Below are 14,570 nucleotides of genomic sequence, written 5' to 3'. Positions count from 1 at the left end.
CCTCCTGGGTCACTCCTCCGTCGGGAGGATGAGGCCGGCCTCGTAGGCGTAGATGACCGCCTGCACGCGGTCGCGCACGTGCAGCTTGGCGAGCACGTTGGACACGTGCGTCTTGACCGTCGCCTCGCCGAGCACGAGCGTGCCGGCGATCTCGCCGTTCGACAGTCCCCGGCCGAGCAGCACGAGCACCTCCCGCTCGCGAGCGGTGAGCAGCGCCAGCTCCTTCGGCTCGGCCCGCTCGGTCGCCACCGGCCCCGATCCGGCGTCCGCTCCCCCGGCCATCTTGCCGATGACGCGGCGGGTCACCTCCGGCGCGAGCAGCGCGTGTCCGCGACCTGCGGCGCGTACGGCGTCGAGGAGCTGCTCCGGACCGGCGTTCTTCAGCAGGAAGCCGCTCGCGCCTGCCTGGAGGGCGTCGAAGAGGTAGTCGTCGCGGTCGAAGGTCGTCACGATGACCACGCGCCCGAGGTCGTCGGCGACGAGGTGGCGCGTCGCCTCGATGCCGTCCATCCGCGGCATCTGGACGTCCATCAGCACGACGTCGGGGCGGGTCGCGCGGGCCCGTTCGATCGCTTCGAGGCCGTCGGCGGCCTCGCCCACGACCTCGATGTCGTCCTCGACCGAGAGGACCATCGCGAAGCCCGAGCGCACCATGGCGTGGTCGTCGACGAGCAGGACCGTGAGCGGGCGTTCCATCACGATGCTCCGAGGGGGTACCGCACGCGGACCCGGTAGCCGCCCGTCACCCGCGGCCCGATGTCGACCTGCCCGTCGTGGGTGGCGGCCCGCTCGCGGATGCCGAGCTGGCCGAGCCCGCTGCCGGACGTGCCGTGCCGCGGCCGGCCGTTGTCCACGACCTCGACCTCGGCGTACGACGTGGACTCGTCGACCCGCACCACGACGGAGACGGTGTCGGCGGTGCTGTGGCGACGTACGTTGGTCAGCGCCTCCTGCACCGTGCGGTAGATCGCGAGCCCGATGCCCCGGGGCAGCCGACTCGCGGCGCAGGTCGGGTCCTCGACGACGTCGAGGTGGACGGTGAGACCCTCCTGGCTCGACTGGGCGACCAGCTCGGGCAGGTCACCGACGCCCGCCTCGGACGTACGCGTCGCGCCGGCCGGGTCGGTCCCGTCCTCGCTGCCGTCGGCGGGTCCTTCCCGGAGCGTGCCGAGGAGTCGCCGCATCTGCGCGAGCGCGTCGCGGGAGGCGTCCTCGACGTTCGCGAGGGCCGTACGCGCCGCGTCGGGGTCGCGGTCGAGGACCCGGCGGGCGGCACCTGCCTGGATGCCCATCGCGGAGACACCGTGCGCGACCACGTCGTGCAGCTCGCGGGCGATGCGCAGCCGCTCGTCGAGGACGGCCTGCTCCCGCAGCCGGCCGGCCTGGGCGGTGATGGTCGCCGCCTGCTCCTGCAGCCGCAGGCGTTGCCGGGCCGCGCGCCACGACACCCCGCCACCGACGATCGCCCCGCCGAAGTAGATGACGTTGACCAGCAGCGTCATCGCCACGGCCGACGGGATCGGCGGGAAGAGCCCGACACGGTCGGCGTGGTCCATCTCGTCGATCATGTCCTGCGCCGCCGAGCCCACGGCGAACTGCCAGGTGATCCACGCGAACATGAAGAGCACGATCGTGCCGATCACGACCACCATCGCGCGCCGGTCGCGGGCGTACGCGACCCCGGACAGCAGGGCGACGAAGTAGACGATCTGGAGCGACACCTGCCCCATGACCTCCGGCATCGACACCCCGACGACGAACATGTGCAGCGCGGCGAGGCTCGCGACCACCAGCGGCCAGCGGCGTCGGCCCAGGAGGAGCGCCGCGCCCGTCGACACGGCGAGCCACTGCGTCCAGACCGGGACGTCGGTGTGCTCGAGCCCGCCCGCGCTGCGCACCAGCTCGAGCGCGAGCAGGCTGACGGCCTCGACGCTGGCGGCCAGGACGACGTCCTGCCGACCGACCCGCGGCCGGGGCCGCTCCCACTCGTCGTCCACGCCGAACCACGTCAGGGCGCGCTGGCTCGTGCTGGGCATGGAGCGAGCGTAGGGGGCGAGCGGTGCGCCCGGATCCGTCGGGAGGCGGAGATGTGGGGCCACGAACCGTCCACAGGTCGCCGTTCCGCGTCGTCGTCCACAGGCGTACGCCGCGCGCGGCCGTGGCTGTCGGGGCGCGGTGCTTGCGTGGTGCCATGACCCCGAGCCCGCTGCCGAGCACCCCCGCCGTCGCCGTCGCGGCGACGCGCTCGGAGCTGCGGGGCATCGTCGCGGCAGCGTTGGACCTCGAGGCCGCCGTCCTGGTCGACCTCGTCGCCGAGCTCGAGACGCTCGGCCGCACGGTGTCCGCCGCGCAGGCCGAGCTGACGGCTCGCCTGGACGCGCTGCTCACGCAGGAGCAGGCCGACGCCGGGGTGAGGCCCGAGGAGCTCGGCAAGGGCGTGGGCAACGTGGTCGCCGCGGCCCGCCGGGAGTCCCCGCACCGCGGCCGGCGGCACGTCAGCCTCGCCCGGGTCGTCCAGACCGAGCTCCCGCACACGTGGGCGGCCTGGCAGGACGGGCGCATCGACGAGTGGACCTCGACCGTGATCGCGCGGGAGACCGCCTGCCTGCCCCTCGCCCACCGCCTGGCTGTGGACGAGGTCGTCGCCGGTGACCCCGACGCGCTCGAACGGCTCAGCCCCCGCAGGCTGCTGGCGCGGCTGCGCGCGGAGGCCGAGCGGCTCGACCCTGCGGCCTGCGTGGCCCGCCGTCGCCACGCCGAGTCCGAGCGCCGTGTGACCCTGCGCCCGGCGCCCGACTCGATGACCTGGCTGACCGCACTGCTGCCCGTCAAGGAAGGTGTCGCGGTCTACTCCGCGCTCACCCGGGTGGCCGACCGGGCCCGCGCCGCGGGCGAGGAGCGCGGACGTGGCCAGGTGATGGCCGACGCGCTGGTCGCCACGATGCTCGGGGTGCCCGCGTCCGACACCGCCCCGGACGTTCCCGCCACCCCTGTCGCCCTCGGCGTCGTGATGACCGACGCCGCCCTGTTCGGCGGCTCGTCAGCATGGACGCGCGCACGCGCACCTTCCGCGGGAACCTCGCCCGGTTCGTCCGCCTCCGCGACCGCACCTGCCGGACCTCCTGGTGCGATGCCCCCGTGCGGCACGTCGACCACGTCGAGTCCCGCGAGGACGGCGGCCCCACGTCGGCCCGCAACGGGCAGGGGCTGTGCGAGGCCTGCAACTATGCCAAGACCGCGCACCGCTGGCGGTCGAGAACCGAGCCGGACGGCAGCGTGACCACCACCCTGCCGACCGGCCACCGCCTCACCACCCGGCCGCCGCCGGTCGCCACGATCCGGCGCAGGGTCCTGCCGGCGCTGCACATCGAGTACGTCCTGACCGGCTGAGGCCGGACGGCTGCGAGACTCCCGCCCATGACCGTCGTCGCGTCGCTCGCCCTCTTCGTCCTCGCCGCGCTCGCCGAGATCGGCGGTGCCTGGCTGGTCTGGCAGGGCGTCCGCGAGGGCCGCGGCTGGCTCTGGGTCGGCGCCGGCTTCATCGCCCTCGGGCTCTACGGACTGGTCGCCACGCTCCAGCCCGACGCCCACTTCGGACGGATCCTGGCGGCGTACGGCGGCGTGTTCGTCGCCGGCTCGCTGGCCTGGGGGATGGTCGTGGACGGCTTCCGGCCGGACCGGTACGACGTGACGGGTGCGCTGGTCTGCCTGGTCGGGGTCGCGATGATCATGTACGCACCGCGACCCGCCTGACGGACCGCTACTCGACCGGGAGCCCGAGACCCCGCGCGATGAGCATCCGCTGGACCTCGGACGTGCCCTCGCCGATCTCGAGGACCTTCGCGTCGCGGTAGAACCGGACGACGGGGTACTCCTCCATGAAGCCGTAGCCGCCGAAGACCTGCGTCGCGATGCGGGTCGCGGTGACCGCCGACTCGGTGGCGTAGAGCTTCGCCACGGCGGCCGCCTGCTTGAACGACGCGGTGGTGACCGAGGACGAGCCGGCGTCCATCGCGTCCTTCATCGCGGCCGCCTTGTAGGTCAGCAGCCGCGAGGCGTCGAGCATCACCTGCAGGTCCGAGACCTGGAAGGCGAGACCCTGCTTGCGTCCGATCGGGCCGCCGAAGGTCTGCCGCTCACCGGCGTACTGCAGCGACATGTCGAGGCACGCCTGGATGCAGCCGACCGCGAGCGCGGCGATCGCGACGCGACCGTCGTCCAGCGTCGCGAGGAACTGTGCGTAGCCGCGACCCCGCTCGCCGAGCAGGTGCGACTCCGGCACCCGCGCGTCGCTGAAGGACAGCGGGTGGGTGTCGGAGGCGTGCCAGCCGAGCTTGTCGTACGCCTTCTCCGCGGTGAAGCCAGGAGTGTCGGACGGGACGATGATCGTCGAGATCTCCGGACGCCCGTCGGCACGCTCACCGGTGCGGGCGGTGACCGTGACGAGCGAGGTGATGTCCGAGCCGGAGTTGGTGATGAACTGCTTCGAGCCGTTGACGACCCACTCGCCGCCGTCGAGCACAGCCTTGGTCTTGGTCGCACCGGCGTCGGAGCCCGCGCCGGGCTCGGTCAGTCCGAAGCCGGCGATCTTGTCGCCGGCGACGAGCTCGGGGAGCCACGTCTTCTTCTGCTCGTCGGTGCCGTAGGTGAGGATCGGGTTGATCCCGAGCCCGACCGCGGCCTCGAGCGTGATGCCCATCGACTGGTCGACGCGGCCGATCTCCTCGATCGCCAGGCACAGCGAGGTGAAGCCGCCGTCCTCGCCCGCCATGCCGGCGCCGCCGAACTCCTCCGGAGCCGTCAGCCCCATCAGGCCGAGCGCGCCCATCTTCTGGACCACGTCGGTCGGGAAGTGGTGGTCACGGTCCCACTGCGCGGCGTGCGGCGCGATCTCCGCCTCGGCGAAGTCGCGGACGCTGCGGCGGAACTGCTCGTGCTCGGGGGACAGCTCGAAGGTCATGCCTCGCACCCTAGCGCCGGAGGTTAGCGATCGCTAACCCCCAGGACCGCTTCCTGTGGGACGCTCGCGGGATGGAGGTGGCCGCACACCTGCCGCAGGTCGCGACGAGCGGCGACCGTCCCGACGTGGGCCGCGTGCGGGACGTGGTCGACGCCGCCCGCGACCTCGGGCTGGCGGCGGTCTGCGCCAACGACCATCTCACCTTCCACCGGCCGTGGCTCGACGGGCCGACCCTCCTCGCCGCGGTCGCGGACCGCGCCGGCGGGATGGACCTCGCCACGACGGTCGCGCTGCCCTCGCTGCGCGGACCCGCCCAGCTCGCCGCGGCGCTCACGACCCTGGCGACCCTCGCGCCGGGCCGGGTCGTCGCCGGCGTCGGGGCCGGCTCGTCGGCGGCGGACCACGCCGCGGCCGGGGTGCGGTTCGACGACCGCTGGCCGCAGTTCGAGGAGTCGCTGCACGTCCTGCGCGGGCTGCTGGGCGGCGGATCGCTGCCGGCCAGGTGGGTCGAGATCCTCGACGGTTCCAGGCAGGTCGAACCACCCGCGCCGGTTCCGATCTGGGTCGCCAGCTGGGGGTCGCCGGCCGGACTGCGGCGCGTCGCCCGGTGGGGCGACGGCTGGCTCGCGTCGGCGTACAACACCTCGCCGGAGGCGTTCGCCGAAGGACGCCGACGACTCGCGCAGGCGCGCGCCCGGCTCGACCGCCCAGACCTCCCCGCCGCGGTGGCGACGATGTGGACGTGGGTCACCGACGACCCGGCCGACGCGGAGCGGGTGCTCGTCGACGTGCTGGCGCCGCTCGTCAGGCGCGACCCGGGCGAGCTGCGTGTCCGAGTGTGCGTCGGGACCCCGGAGCACTGCGCCGACCTGCTGGGGCGGTACGCCGCGGCGGGTTGCTCGCGGATCCACGTCTGGCCGCTCGGCGACGAGATCGCCCAGCTCGAGCGCCTCGTCGACGACGTGCTCCCCCGGTTGCTCGTCTGAGCCGAGAGCCGCGCCAGGGCAGGCCGCAAGGACCGAGCGGCGGGCGCACCCAGGCCGACCGACCCGTCAGCGCCGCGCCCGCGTGGCGCGCCGGAGCAGCTCGGTCATCCGGGTCGTCGCGTGGGTGCGGTAGTCGCTCGCGGGCAGGGCGACCGCCAGCTGTCGCACCGGCCCCGGCCCCCGCAGGTCGCGCGTCGTGACGCCGCGGACCCGCACCGACACGGCGAGGCCGGGTACGACGGCCACGCCCAGGCCGGCGGCCACCAACGCCTGCACGGCGACGTGGTCGTCCGACACCACGCCCACGCGGGGCGAGAAGCCCTGCGCCCGACAGGCGTCGCGGACCACGCGGAACCACGTGCTGCCACCGGCGCCGCCGACCCAGGTCTCGCCACGAAGGTCGCGCAGGCTCGGGTCGCGGTCGGCCCTCGCGAACCGGTGTCCGCTGGGGAGCACCACCCGGTACGCGTCGTCGAAGAGCGGGACGACCTCGAGGTCGCTCGCCTGGTCCGGGGCGGACGTCGAGGTGAACACCACGGCCAGGTCGAGCTCGCGCTCGCGCAGCCGCGGCAGCAGGCCCTGCACGTGGTCGTCGACCACGGTCAGCACGACGTCCGGGAGCTCCGCGCGCAGCCGGGCGATGGCGCCCGGCACGAACGACGCGAGGGCGGTCGGCACGCTGCCGAGCCGCAGACGCCGCTCCTGCCGGCCGAGGACGTCGAGGAGGTCGCGCTCGGCGGCGTCGAGGCGGGCGACGACGGCCCGGGCGTGCTCGGCCAGCACATGCCCGGCTGGAGTCAGCTGCACCGGCCGCGCCCCTCGGTCCACGAGGCCCGCCCCGACCTGGCGCTCCAGCGCGGCCACGTGCTGGCTCACCGCCGACTGGCTGACGCCCAGCGCCGCGGCGGCACCGGAGAACGATCCCGCCGCCTCGACGGCGGCGAGGGCCTGAAGGCGCGGGCCCGCTGCTATCAGCCTCACTTATCAGACGATAGCAATCAGCCTCTCCACTGATGGGACATCCGGGCGACCGTGGCGGTCCACACCCATCGAGGAGACAGCCATGACCACCACCGACCAGCCCGGCCAGCAGCCGCTCGAGGAGCCTCTCGACGAGCAGCGCCTGATGTCCTTCGTGTTCCGCGCCGTGGACGAGGTCGGCGCGACCCTCAACGCGGCGCTCGTCGTGCTGGGCGACAAGCTCGGCTGGTACGAGGCGCTCGCCGAGCGCGGCCCGATGACGGCCGAGGCACTCGCCGATGCCGCCGGCACCGCTCTGCCCTACACCCGCGAGTGGCTCAACGCGCAGGCCGCCGGCTCGTTCGTCGACTACGACCCGACGACCGGTCGCTACACCCTCCCGCCGGAGCACGCCGTGGCCCTCACCGACGCCGACAGCCCGGCGTACCTCCCCGGCCTCTTCCAGATCGCCCTCGGCACCGTCGCCGACAGCCAGCGCCTCGTCGACGCCGTACGTCGCGGGGGCGGGATCGGCTGGCCGGAGCACAGCGGCGACGTGCACGAGGGCTGCGAGCGGTTCTTCCGGCCGTCCTACCGCGCCCACCTCGTCGACTCCTGGCTCCCGGCCGTGGGGGTCGCCGACCGCCTGCGCGCCGGTGCCGCCGTCGCCGACGTGGGCTGTGGGCACGGCGCGTCGACCATCCTGATGGCCTCGGCGTTCCCCGCGTCCCGGTTCGCCGGCTCCGACCCGCACGCCCCGTCGATCGACGTCGCGCGCCGAAGGGCCGAGGAGGCCGGCGTCGCGGACCGGGTCCGCTTCGAGGTCGCCGACGCGGCCGGGTTCAGCGGCACCGGCTTCGACCTGGTGGCGACCTTCGACTCGCTCCACGACATGGGCGACCCGGTCGGCGCCGCGCGCCACGTCCGCTCGGCGCTCGCCGACGACGGCGTGTGGATGGTCGTCGAGCCGATGGCCGGCGACCACGTCGAGGACAACCTCACGCCCGTGGGCCGTGCCTACTACGGCTTCTCGACCCTGCTCTGCACCCCGGCCTCGCTCTCGCAGGAGGTGGGCCTGGCGCTCGGCACGCAGGCTGGGCCGGCGCGGATCCGGGCGGTGGTCGAGCAGGCCGGTTTCGGCTCGCTGCGCAGTGCCGCCGAGACGCCGTTCCACCGCGTGATGGAGGTCCGCGTCGCGGTGTGACGGACGCGATTCCGCGCACCCCACGGTCCGGGTCTAGGGTTAGGGCAGCCTAAGCAAAGTAAGGACGCCCCCTCGTGTCGACTCCCCCCCGCCGCGCGACCAAGCGCGCCAGCGTGGCCCTGGCCGCGACCCTCCTGACGGCCTCCACCCTGTCCGGGTGCGGCGTCTTCGGGTCGCCCGACCTCGTCGTCTACAACGCCCAGCACGAGGAGCTCCTCGACGAGATCGTGCCGATGTTCGAGGAGCAGTCCGGTCTCGACGTCGAGCTGCGCAGCGGCAAGGACCTCGAGATGGCCAACCAGATCGTCGAGGAGGGCAAGGACTCCCCCGCCGACGTGTTCCTCACCGAGAACTCGCCCGCGATGAGCATCGTCGACAACGCCGGCCTGTTCGCGGAGCTGCCCGAGGCCGCCACGGCGTCGATCCCCGACGAGTACGTCCCGTCGGACCGCGCGTGGACCGGCTTCCTGGCCCGCTCCACCGTCGCGATGTACAACACCGACACGATGACCGACGCCGACATGCCCGACTCGATCCTCGACTTCGCCGACCCCGAGTGGAAGGGCCGCGTGGCCTTCTCCCCGACCGGTGCCGACTTCCAGGCGATCGTGTCCGCCGTCCTCGAGCTCGAGGGCGAGCAGGCCACGGCCGACTGGCTCGCCGGCCTCGAGGAGAACGGCGTCATCGTGCAGAACAACCTCGTCGTGATGCAGTCAGTGGACTCCGGCGAGGTCGACGCCGGCATCGCCTACCACTACTACTGGTACCGCGACCGCCAGGAGAACGGCAGCGACTCCGACAGCTCGGCGCTGCACTTCTTCGGCGACCAGGACCCCGGTGCGTTCCTCAGCATCTCCGGCGCCGGCATCCTCGACAGCAGCGAGCACAAGGACGCCGCCGAGGAGTTCGTCACCTGGCTGACCAGCACCGACGCGCAGCAGGCGATGGCGGAGTCGTACGCCCTGGAGTACCCGCTCAACCCCGACGCGAAGCTCGACCCCGCGGTCAAGCCGTTCGACGAGCTCGAGCCGCCCACCGTCGACGTGGCGAGCCTCAACGGTCCGCAGGTGACCGAGCTGATGACCGCGGCAGGCCTCCTCTGACCACGTACGCCCAGACCGGGCGTCGCGCACCGCGGCCACTGCTGGTCGCGGGGGCGGCGGTCGCGGTCCTGGCGCTGGTGCCGCTTGCCTACGTGGCCTTCTACGTCGTGATCATCGGCCCCGTCGACCTCTGGCACCTCCTGGCCCGGCCGCGCATCGCCGAGCTGCTGCGCAACACCGTCACCCTGGCGATCGCGTGCATGGCCGCCACCGCCGCCCTCGGCGTCTCGCTCGGCGTCCTCGTCGAGCGCACCGACCTGCCCGGACGCCGCCTGTGGCACGGCCTGCTCGTCGCACCACTCGCCGTCCCCGCGTTCGTCAACGGCTATGCCTGGGTCTCGCTCGACCGCAGCGTCCACGGGTTCACCGGCGCCTTCACCGTCGTCACGCTCTCCTACTACCCGCTGGTCTACCTCCCCGTCGTCGCGATGCTGCGCCGCCTCGACCCGGCGCTCGAGGAGTCGGCCTGGTCGCTCGGCCACTCCCGCGCCCGCACCTTCCGCACGGTCGTCCTCCCGCAGCTGCGCCCCGCCCTGCTCGGCGGCGCGCTGCTGGTCGGGCTCCACCTGCTCGCCGAGTTCGGCGCGCTGTCGCTGCTGCGCTTCCCGACCTTCACCACCGCGATCTACGACCAGTACGGCTCGACCTTCAACGGCGCCGCGGCCACCGCGATGGCCGTCGTCCTGGTCCTGCTCTGCCTCGTGCTGCTGCTCGCCGAGCTGCGCCTGCGCGGCAACCGGAGGTACGCCCGGCTGGGCCGCGGCGCCGCCCGCAGCGCCGTACCCGTCGCGCTCGGCCCGTGGCGCTGGCCGCTCCTCGGTGTCGTCGGGGCCGTGGTGGTCCTCGCCCTCGGCATCCCCGCCTACTCCCTGCTGCGCTGGCTGGTCGTCGGCACGTCGACCGAGTTCCCGATGGCCGAGCTGGCCGAGGCGCTCGTCGCGACGGTCGCGCTCGCGCTCGCCGGAGCGGTCGTCACGACGCTCGCCGCGATCCCGGTGGTCTGGCTGGCCGTGCGCCACCGCGGCTGGGCGAGCACCGTGATCGAGCGCAGCACGTACATCGCCAACGCGCTGCCGGGCATCGTCGTCGGCCTCGCCCTCGTCGTGGCGTCGTTGCGCCTCGTGCCGGCGATCTACCAGACCGCCGCCCTGCTCGTCGCGGCGTACGTCATCCTCTTCCTGCCGCGAGCCGTGGTGACGGTCCGAGCCGGGCTGGAGCAGGCGCCCACCGTGCTCGACGACGTCGCGCACAGCCTCGGCACCGGCCCGCTCGCGACCGCGCGCCGGGTGACCCTGCCGCTCATCGCGCCGAGCCTCGGCGCGGGCGCGGCGCTGGTCTTCCTCGCGATCTCCACCGAGCTCACCGCGACGCTCATGCTGTCGCCGATCGGCACCCACACGCTGGCCACCGAGTTCTGGTCGGCCTCCTCCGAGCTCCGCTACGGCGCCGCGGCCCCCTACGCGCTGCTGCTGGTGCTCGTCTCGATCCCCGCCACGGTGCTGCTGATGCGCTCCGACAGCCCCGCCACCCGCACGGAGAGGGTTCCGGTATGAACACCCCACGACGTTCTTGTCCTCCGCTTCGCTCCCCCGAACAACGCCGCGGGGACCCCGCATGAGCTCGCTCACGATCACCGGCGTCACGAAGTCCTTCGGCGCAGGGGCCTCGGCCACCCGCGCCGTCGACGACGTCACCCTCCACGTGCCGCACGGCTCGTTCACGACCGTGCTCGGCCCGTCCGGCTGCGGGAAGACGACCCTGCTGCGGCTCATCGCCGGCTTCCTGCTCCCCGAGTCGGGCAGCATCGCCTTCGGCGACACGACCGTCGCCGGCGAGGGCGTGCGCCCCGTGGCGCCGCAGGCGCGGCGGGTCGGCTACGTCCCCCAGGAGGGGGCGCTGTTCCCGCACCTCGACGTGGCCGCCAACATCGCGTTCGGCCTGCCGCGGGACGCCCGCGGGGGTCAGGACGGTCGCGACCGCGTCGCCGAGATGCTCGACCTCGTCGAGCTGCCCACCGACTTCCGCGACCGTCGCCCGGACGAGCTGTCGGGCGGCCAGCAGCAGCGCGTGGCTCTGGCCCGCTCGCTCGCGCCGCAGCCCGCCGTCGTGCTCCTCGACGAGCCGTTCTCCTCCCTCGACGCCAGCCTGCGCGGCAGCACGTCGCGGGCCGTGCGCCGCGCCCTCGAGGCGACGAACACCACCGCCCTGCTGGTCACCCACGACCAGAACGAGGCCCTCTCGCTCGCCGACCAGGTCGCCGTGATGCGCGCCGGCCGGCTGGTGCAGTCGGCGACGCCGAGCCAGGTCTACCTCTCCCCCACCGACCCGCAGGTCGCCGAGTTCGTCGGCCGCGCCGTCGTGCTGCCCGGCACCGCCACCGACGCCCGCGCGACCTGCTCGCTGGGCGAGGTCGTGCTGACCGAGCCGACCACCGGGCCGGTCGCGCTGATGATCCGCCCCGAGCAGGTCTTCGTCGACCTCGCGCACGACGAGGGCGTGCGCGGCACGGTCGAGGAGGTCAGCTACTACGGGCACGACTGCGCCGTGCAGGTCCGCCTCGACGACGGGACCTCGGTCCTCGCGCGGATGGCGGGCGTGCGCCACCCCGGCCCCGGCGACACCGTCCACCTGCGCGTCACCGGCCTGGTCCGGGCCTACCACCCGACGGACACGCCGTGACGCTCACGTCGCCCCAGCCCGCGCTGCACCCGCTGCACCCCCTGCACCCCCTGCACCCCGCGCCGGACCTGGGCAGGAGGGTCGCACCGGCGGTCGGCCCGGTCCTCGACCACGCGCGCTTCGGCGCCGCTCCCGCCGTGCTCGCCGGCGAAGAGGTCCTCACCCACGCCGACCTCGCCCGGCGCGTCGCGGACCGCGCGGCCACCTGGGGCCCCGCCCGCCGGCTCGTCCTGGTCGAGGGCGCCAACGACCTCGGCTCGCTCGTCGCCTACCTCGCCGCGCTCCAGCACGGCCACGTCGCCCTCGTCGTCCCCGACGGCCGACCTGCGCAGCGTGACGCGACGGTCGCGGCCTACGACCCGGACGTGGTCTGCACGCCCGGCGCGCGCGACGACGTACGCCGCCCCACGAGCGCGCACGACCTGCACCCCGACCTCGCGCTGCTGCTGAGCACCTCCGGCACCACCGGCTCGCCCAAGCTCGTACGGCTGTCCCGCGACAACGTCGCCAGCAACGCCGCGGCCATCGCCGACTACCTCGCGCTCACCCCTGCCGACCGCGCGGTCACCACCCTGCCGCTGCACTACTGCTACGGCCTGTCCGTGCTGCACTCCCACCTCGCGGTCGGCGCGAGCGTCGTGCTGACCGACCTGAGCGTCGTCGACGCCTGCTTCTGGGACCTCTTCGCCCGCACCGGCGTGACCGGGCTCGCCGGGGTGCCGCACACCTTCGACCTGCTGGCCGCCAGCGGCTTCGAGGACCGCGACCTGCCGACGCTGAGGCAGGTCACCCAGGCCGGCGGCCGGCTCGCGCCGGAGGACGTGCGCCGCTGGAGCCGCTCCGGTCGCAGCCGCGGGTGGGACCTCGTGGTGATGTACGGCGCCACCGAGGCCACGGCCCGGATGGCGTGGCTGCCGCCGGACCTCGCCGAGGACCACCCCGACAGCATCGGCGTCGCGATCCCCGGCGGGCACCTGCACCTCGACGAGTCCGTCGACGACCGGCCCGGCGTCGGGGAGCTCGTCTACACCGGCCCCAACGTGATGCTCGGCTACGCCGAGGAGCCCGCCGACCTCGCCCTCCCCCGCGTGACGACCGAGCTGCGCACCGGCGACCTCGCCCGCGAGCGCCACGGCCTCTTCGCGGTGGTGGGACGACGCAACCGCTGGGGCAAGGTGTTCGGCCTGCGCATCGACCTCGATGCCGTCGAGCAGGGCCTGCGCGCCGACGTCGACCGGCACGCCCGGGTGGTCGCGACGGGCCGCGCCGTCCACGCCTTCGTCACGAGCGGACGCGGCAGCGCCGCCGCACGCGCGCTCGTCGCCGACCGGTGCGGCGTACCTCCGCACGCGGTGCGGGTCACCGTCGTGCCGCAGGTGCCGCTCACGAGCAGCGGCAAGCCCGACTACGCCGCGCTCGGCGAGCTCGCCACACAGGTCGAGCGGGAGGTCGAGCGGGAGGAGGGCACGACAGCCGCGCCCGACCGCCACGCCCGCACCGTCCGCGCCGACGTCGTCCGCGTGCTCGGCCGCCCCGACGCGACCGACGCCGACTCGTTCGTCTCGCTCGGCGGCGACTCGCTGTCCTACGTCGAGCTCGCGACCCGGCTGGCCGACCACTTCCCGCACGGACTGCCCGCCGGGTGGCACGTGCGCGGGATCAGGGAGCTCGAGCGCCTCGCGGCGACCGCCGACGTCCGGCCGGACACCGACGGGACGACCGGCGCCTCGACGGGGGCCGACCGCCCGCGGCGCCGCACGACGTACCTCGACACGACGGTCGCGCTGCGGGCGCTCGCGATCCTGCTCATCGTCGCCAGCCACGTGGACCTCGTCGGCCTCGAGGGCGGCGCCCACCTGCTCCTCGCCCTCGCCGGCTTCAACTTCGCGCGCTTCCAGCTCTCTGCGCCCGGCGGCGCCCGCACCCGGCTGCGGCACGGCCTCGCCGGCCTGGCCCAGCTCGTCGTACCGGCGGTGCTGTGGGTCGGTGGCGTCGCGCTCGTGCTCGGCAGCTACGACCTCACGACCGTCCTGTTCGTCCGCGAGGTGGTCAACGGCTCGGAGTGGGACGACCAGTGGCAGCTGTGGTTCCTCGAGTCGCTCGTGTGGCTCACCGCCGCCGCGCTGGCCGTCACCACGCTCCCGGTGCTGCACCGCCTCGAGCGGCGTACGCCGTTCCGCTTCGCGCTCGGCGTGCTGGCCGTGACGACCGTCGCCCGCGTCGCCGAGGTGGGCCTCCGCGCCGGCCCGACCGAGCGCTACACCACGCTCGTGGTGGCGTTCTTCTTCGCCCTCGGCTGGACGGGCGCACGTGCCGCGACCACGCGGCAGCGCCTGCTCGTCTCCGGCCTGGCCCTCCTGCTGGTCGTCGGCTTCTTCGGCGAGGTGCACCGCGAGGTCATCGTCGTGGGCGGGTTCCTGCTGCTCGTGTGGCGCCCGCACCTGCCGGTCACGCCGCTGCTCGCGCGGGTCGCGGGGGTGCTGGCCACGGCGAGCCTGTTCATCTACCTGACGCACTGGCAGGTCTACCCGGCCCTCGAGGACGCAGGTCACCAGTGGCTCGCGCTTGTGGCGTCGCTCACAGTGGGGATCGCCTACGCGCACGTCGTACGACCCGTGCACCAAGCAGTCGGTCGCGCCGTGCTCGGGTCGCGGTAGCCTGCCGAGCGGTACGCCCTC

Annotated in this window: 11 protein-coding genes and 2 pseudogenes; 9 read left to right on the top strand and 4 right to left on the bottom strand. The window is 74.1% G+C overall.

What is annotated here, in order from left to right:
• Nucleotides 1–9: 9 nt before the first annotated feature.
• A complete protein-coding gene (locus tag ACXJKB_RS05345) occupies nt 10–696 on the bottom strand; it encodes a response regulator (RefSeq protein WP_457186129.1) in 687 nt (228 codons plus the stop codon).
• Nucleotides 696–2,036 carry a sensor histidine kinase gene (locus ACXJKB_RS05340; RefSeq protein WP_457186127.1) on the bottom strand — a complete coding sequence of 447 codons (1,341 nt, stop codon included), beginning with the start codon at nt 2,034–2,036 and terminating at the stop codon, nt 696–698. The genes ACXJKB_RS05345 and ACXJKB_RS05340 overlap by 1 nt, the downstream gene beginning before the upstream one ends.
• Before the next feature lie 155 nt (nt 2,037–2,191).
• Here ACXJKB_RS05340 and ACXJKB_RS05335 point away from each other — a divergent pair.
• From ACXJKB_RS05335 to ACXJKB_RS05325, 3 genes and pseudogenes are all read left to right on the top strand, one after another.
• Nucleotides 2,192–2,977 (top strand): annotated as a pseudogene (locus ACXJKB_RS05335) (DUF222 domain-containing protein); the annotation flags it as partial.
• Nucleotides 2,978–3,045: 68 nt separating this feature from the next.
• Nucleotides 3,046–3,195 (top strand): annotated as a pseudogene (locus tag ACXJKB_RS05330) (hypothetical protein); the annotation flags it as partial.
• 222 nt (nt 3,196–3,417) lie between these two features.
• Entirely contained in the window at nt 3,418–3,753 is a 336-nt protein-coding gene (locus ACXJKB_RS05325; RefSeq protein WP_457186125.1) for a YnfA family protein, read from the top strand.
• A 7-nt stretch (nt 3,754–3,760) separates the two neighbouring features.
• On the opposite strand, the gene ACXJKB_RS05320 is transcribed toward ACXJKB_RS05325, so the two are convergent.
• Complete coding sequence (locus ACXJKB_RS05320; protein WP_300050432.1) at nt 3,761–4,960, bottom strand: acyl-CoA dehydrogenase family protein; 1,200 nt, start codon at nt 4,958–4,960, stop codon at nt 3,761–3,763.
• Between the two features lie 71 nt (nt 4,961–5,031).
• Between ACXJKB_RS05320 and ACXJKB_RS05315 the strand changes: the two genes are divergently transcribed.
• The gene (locus ACXJKB_RS05315) at nt 5,032–5,946 is read left to right on the top strand and encodes an LLM class flavin-dependent oxidoreductase (RefSeq protein ID WP_457186122.1); all 915 of its coding nucleotides are present in this window, start codon (nt 5,032–5,034) and stop codon (nt 5,944–5,946) included.
• A 66-nt stretch (nt 5,947–6,012) separates the two neighbouring features.
• On the opposite strand, the gene ACXJKB_RS05310 is transcribed toward ACXJKB_RS05315, so the two are convergent.
• On the bottom strand, nt 6,013–6,927 hold the full coding sequence (locus ACXJKB_RS05310) for a LysR family transcriptional regulator (RefSeq protein WP_457186120.1): 915 nt from the start codon (nt 6,925–6,927) through the stop codon (nt 6,013–6,015).
• A gap of 82 nt (nt 6,928–7,009) precedes the next feature.
• Between ACXJKB_RS05310 and ACXJKB_RS05305 the strand changes: the two genes are divergently transcribed.
• From ACXJKB_RS05305 to ACXJKB_RS05285, 5 genes are all read left to right on the top strand, one after another.
• On the top strand, nt 7,010–8,110 hold the full coding sequence (locus ACXJKB_RS05305; RefSeq protein ID WP_457186117.1) for a class I SAM-dependent methyltransferase: 1,101 nt from the start codon (nt 7,010–7,012) through the stop codon (nt 8,108–8,110).
• Nucleotides 8,111–8,184: 74 nt separating this feature from the next.
• Nucleotides 8,185–9,213 carry an iron ABC transporter substrate-binding protein gene (locus tag ACXJKB_RS05300; RefSeq protein ID WP_457186115.1) on the top strand — a complete coding sequence of 343 codons (1,029 nt, stop codon included), beginning with the start codon at nt 8,185–8,187 and terminating at the stop codon, nt 9,211–9,213.
• A 77-nt stretch (nt 9,214–9,290) separates the two neighbouring features.
• The gene (locus tag ACXJKB_RS05295) at nt 9,291–10,766 is read left to right on the top strand and encodes an ABC transporter permease (RefSeq protein ID WP_457186113.1); all 1,476 of its coding nucleotides are present in this window, start codon (nt 9,291–9,293) and stop codon (nt 10,764–10,766) included.
• A 61-nt stretch (nt 10,767–10,827) separates the two neighbouring features.
• Entirely contained in the window at nt 10,828–11,892 is a 1,065-nt protein-coding gene (locus ACXJKB_RS05290; RefSeq protein ID WP_457186111.1) for an ABC transporter ATP-binding protein, read from the top strand.
• A complete protein-coding gene (locus ACXJKB_RS05285; RefSeq protein ID WP_457186109.1) occupies nt 11,889–14,549 on the top strand; it encodes an AMP-binding protein in 2,661 nt (886 codons plus the stop codon). The genes ACXJKB_RS05290 and ACXJKB_RS05285 overlap by 4 nt, the downstream gene beginning before the upstream one ends.
• The last annotated feature ends 21 nt before the right edge of the window (nt 14,550–14,570 follow it).

It is taken from the genome of Nocardioides sp. P5_E3 (assembly GCF_054049275.1).
This window is presented reverse-complemented; position numbering and strand designations above follow the sequence as displayed.

Excerpts from the sequence above, each read along its gene's own strand:
- ACXJKB_RS05340 (WP_457186127.1), bottom strand. The coding sequence starts at position 2,036 with ATGCCCAGCACGAGCCAGCGCGCCCTGACGTGGTTCGGCGTGGACGAC.
- ACXJKB_RS05290 (WP_457186111.1), top strand. The coding sequence starts at position 10,828 with ATGAGCTCGCTCACGATCACCGGCGTCACGAAGTCCTTCGGCGCAGGG.
- ACXJKB_RS05325 (WP_457186125.1), top strand. The coding sequence starts at position 3,418 with ATGACCGTCGTCGCGTCGCTCGCCCTCTTCGTCCTCGCCGCGCTCGCC.
- ACXJKB_RS05305 (WP_457186117.1), top strand. The coding sequence starts at position 7,010 with ATGACCACCACCGACCAGCCCGGCCAGCAGCCGCTCGAGGAGCCTCTC.
- ACXJKB_RS05320 (WP_300050432.1), bottom strand. The coding sequence starts at position 4,960 with ATGACCTTCGAGCTGTCCCCCGAGCACGAGCAGTTCCGCCGCAGCGTC.
- ACXJKB_RS05345 (WP_457186129.1), bottom strand. The coding sequence starts at position 696 with ATGGAACGCCCGCTCACGGTCCTGCTCGTCGACGACCACGCCATGGTG.
- ACXJKB_RS05315 (WP_457186122.1), top strand. The coding sequence starts at position 5,032 with ATGGAGGTGGCCGCACACCTGCCGCAGGTCGCGACGAGCGGCGACCGT.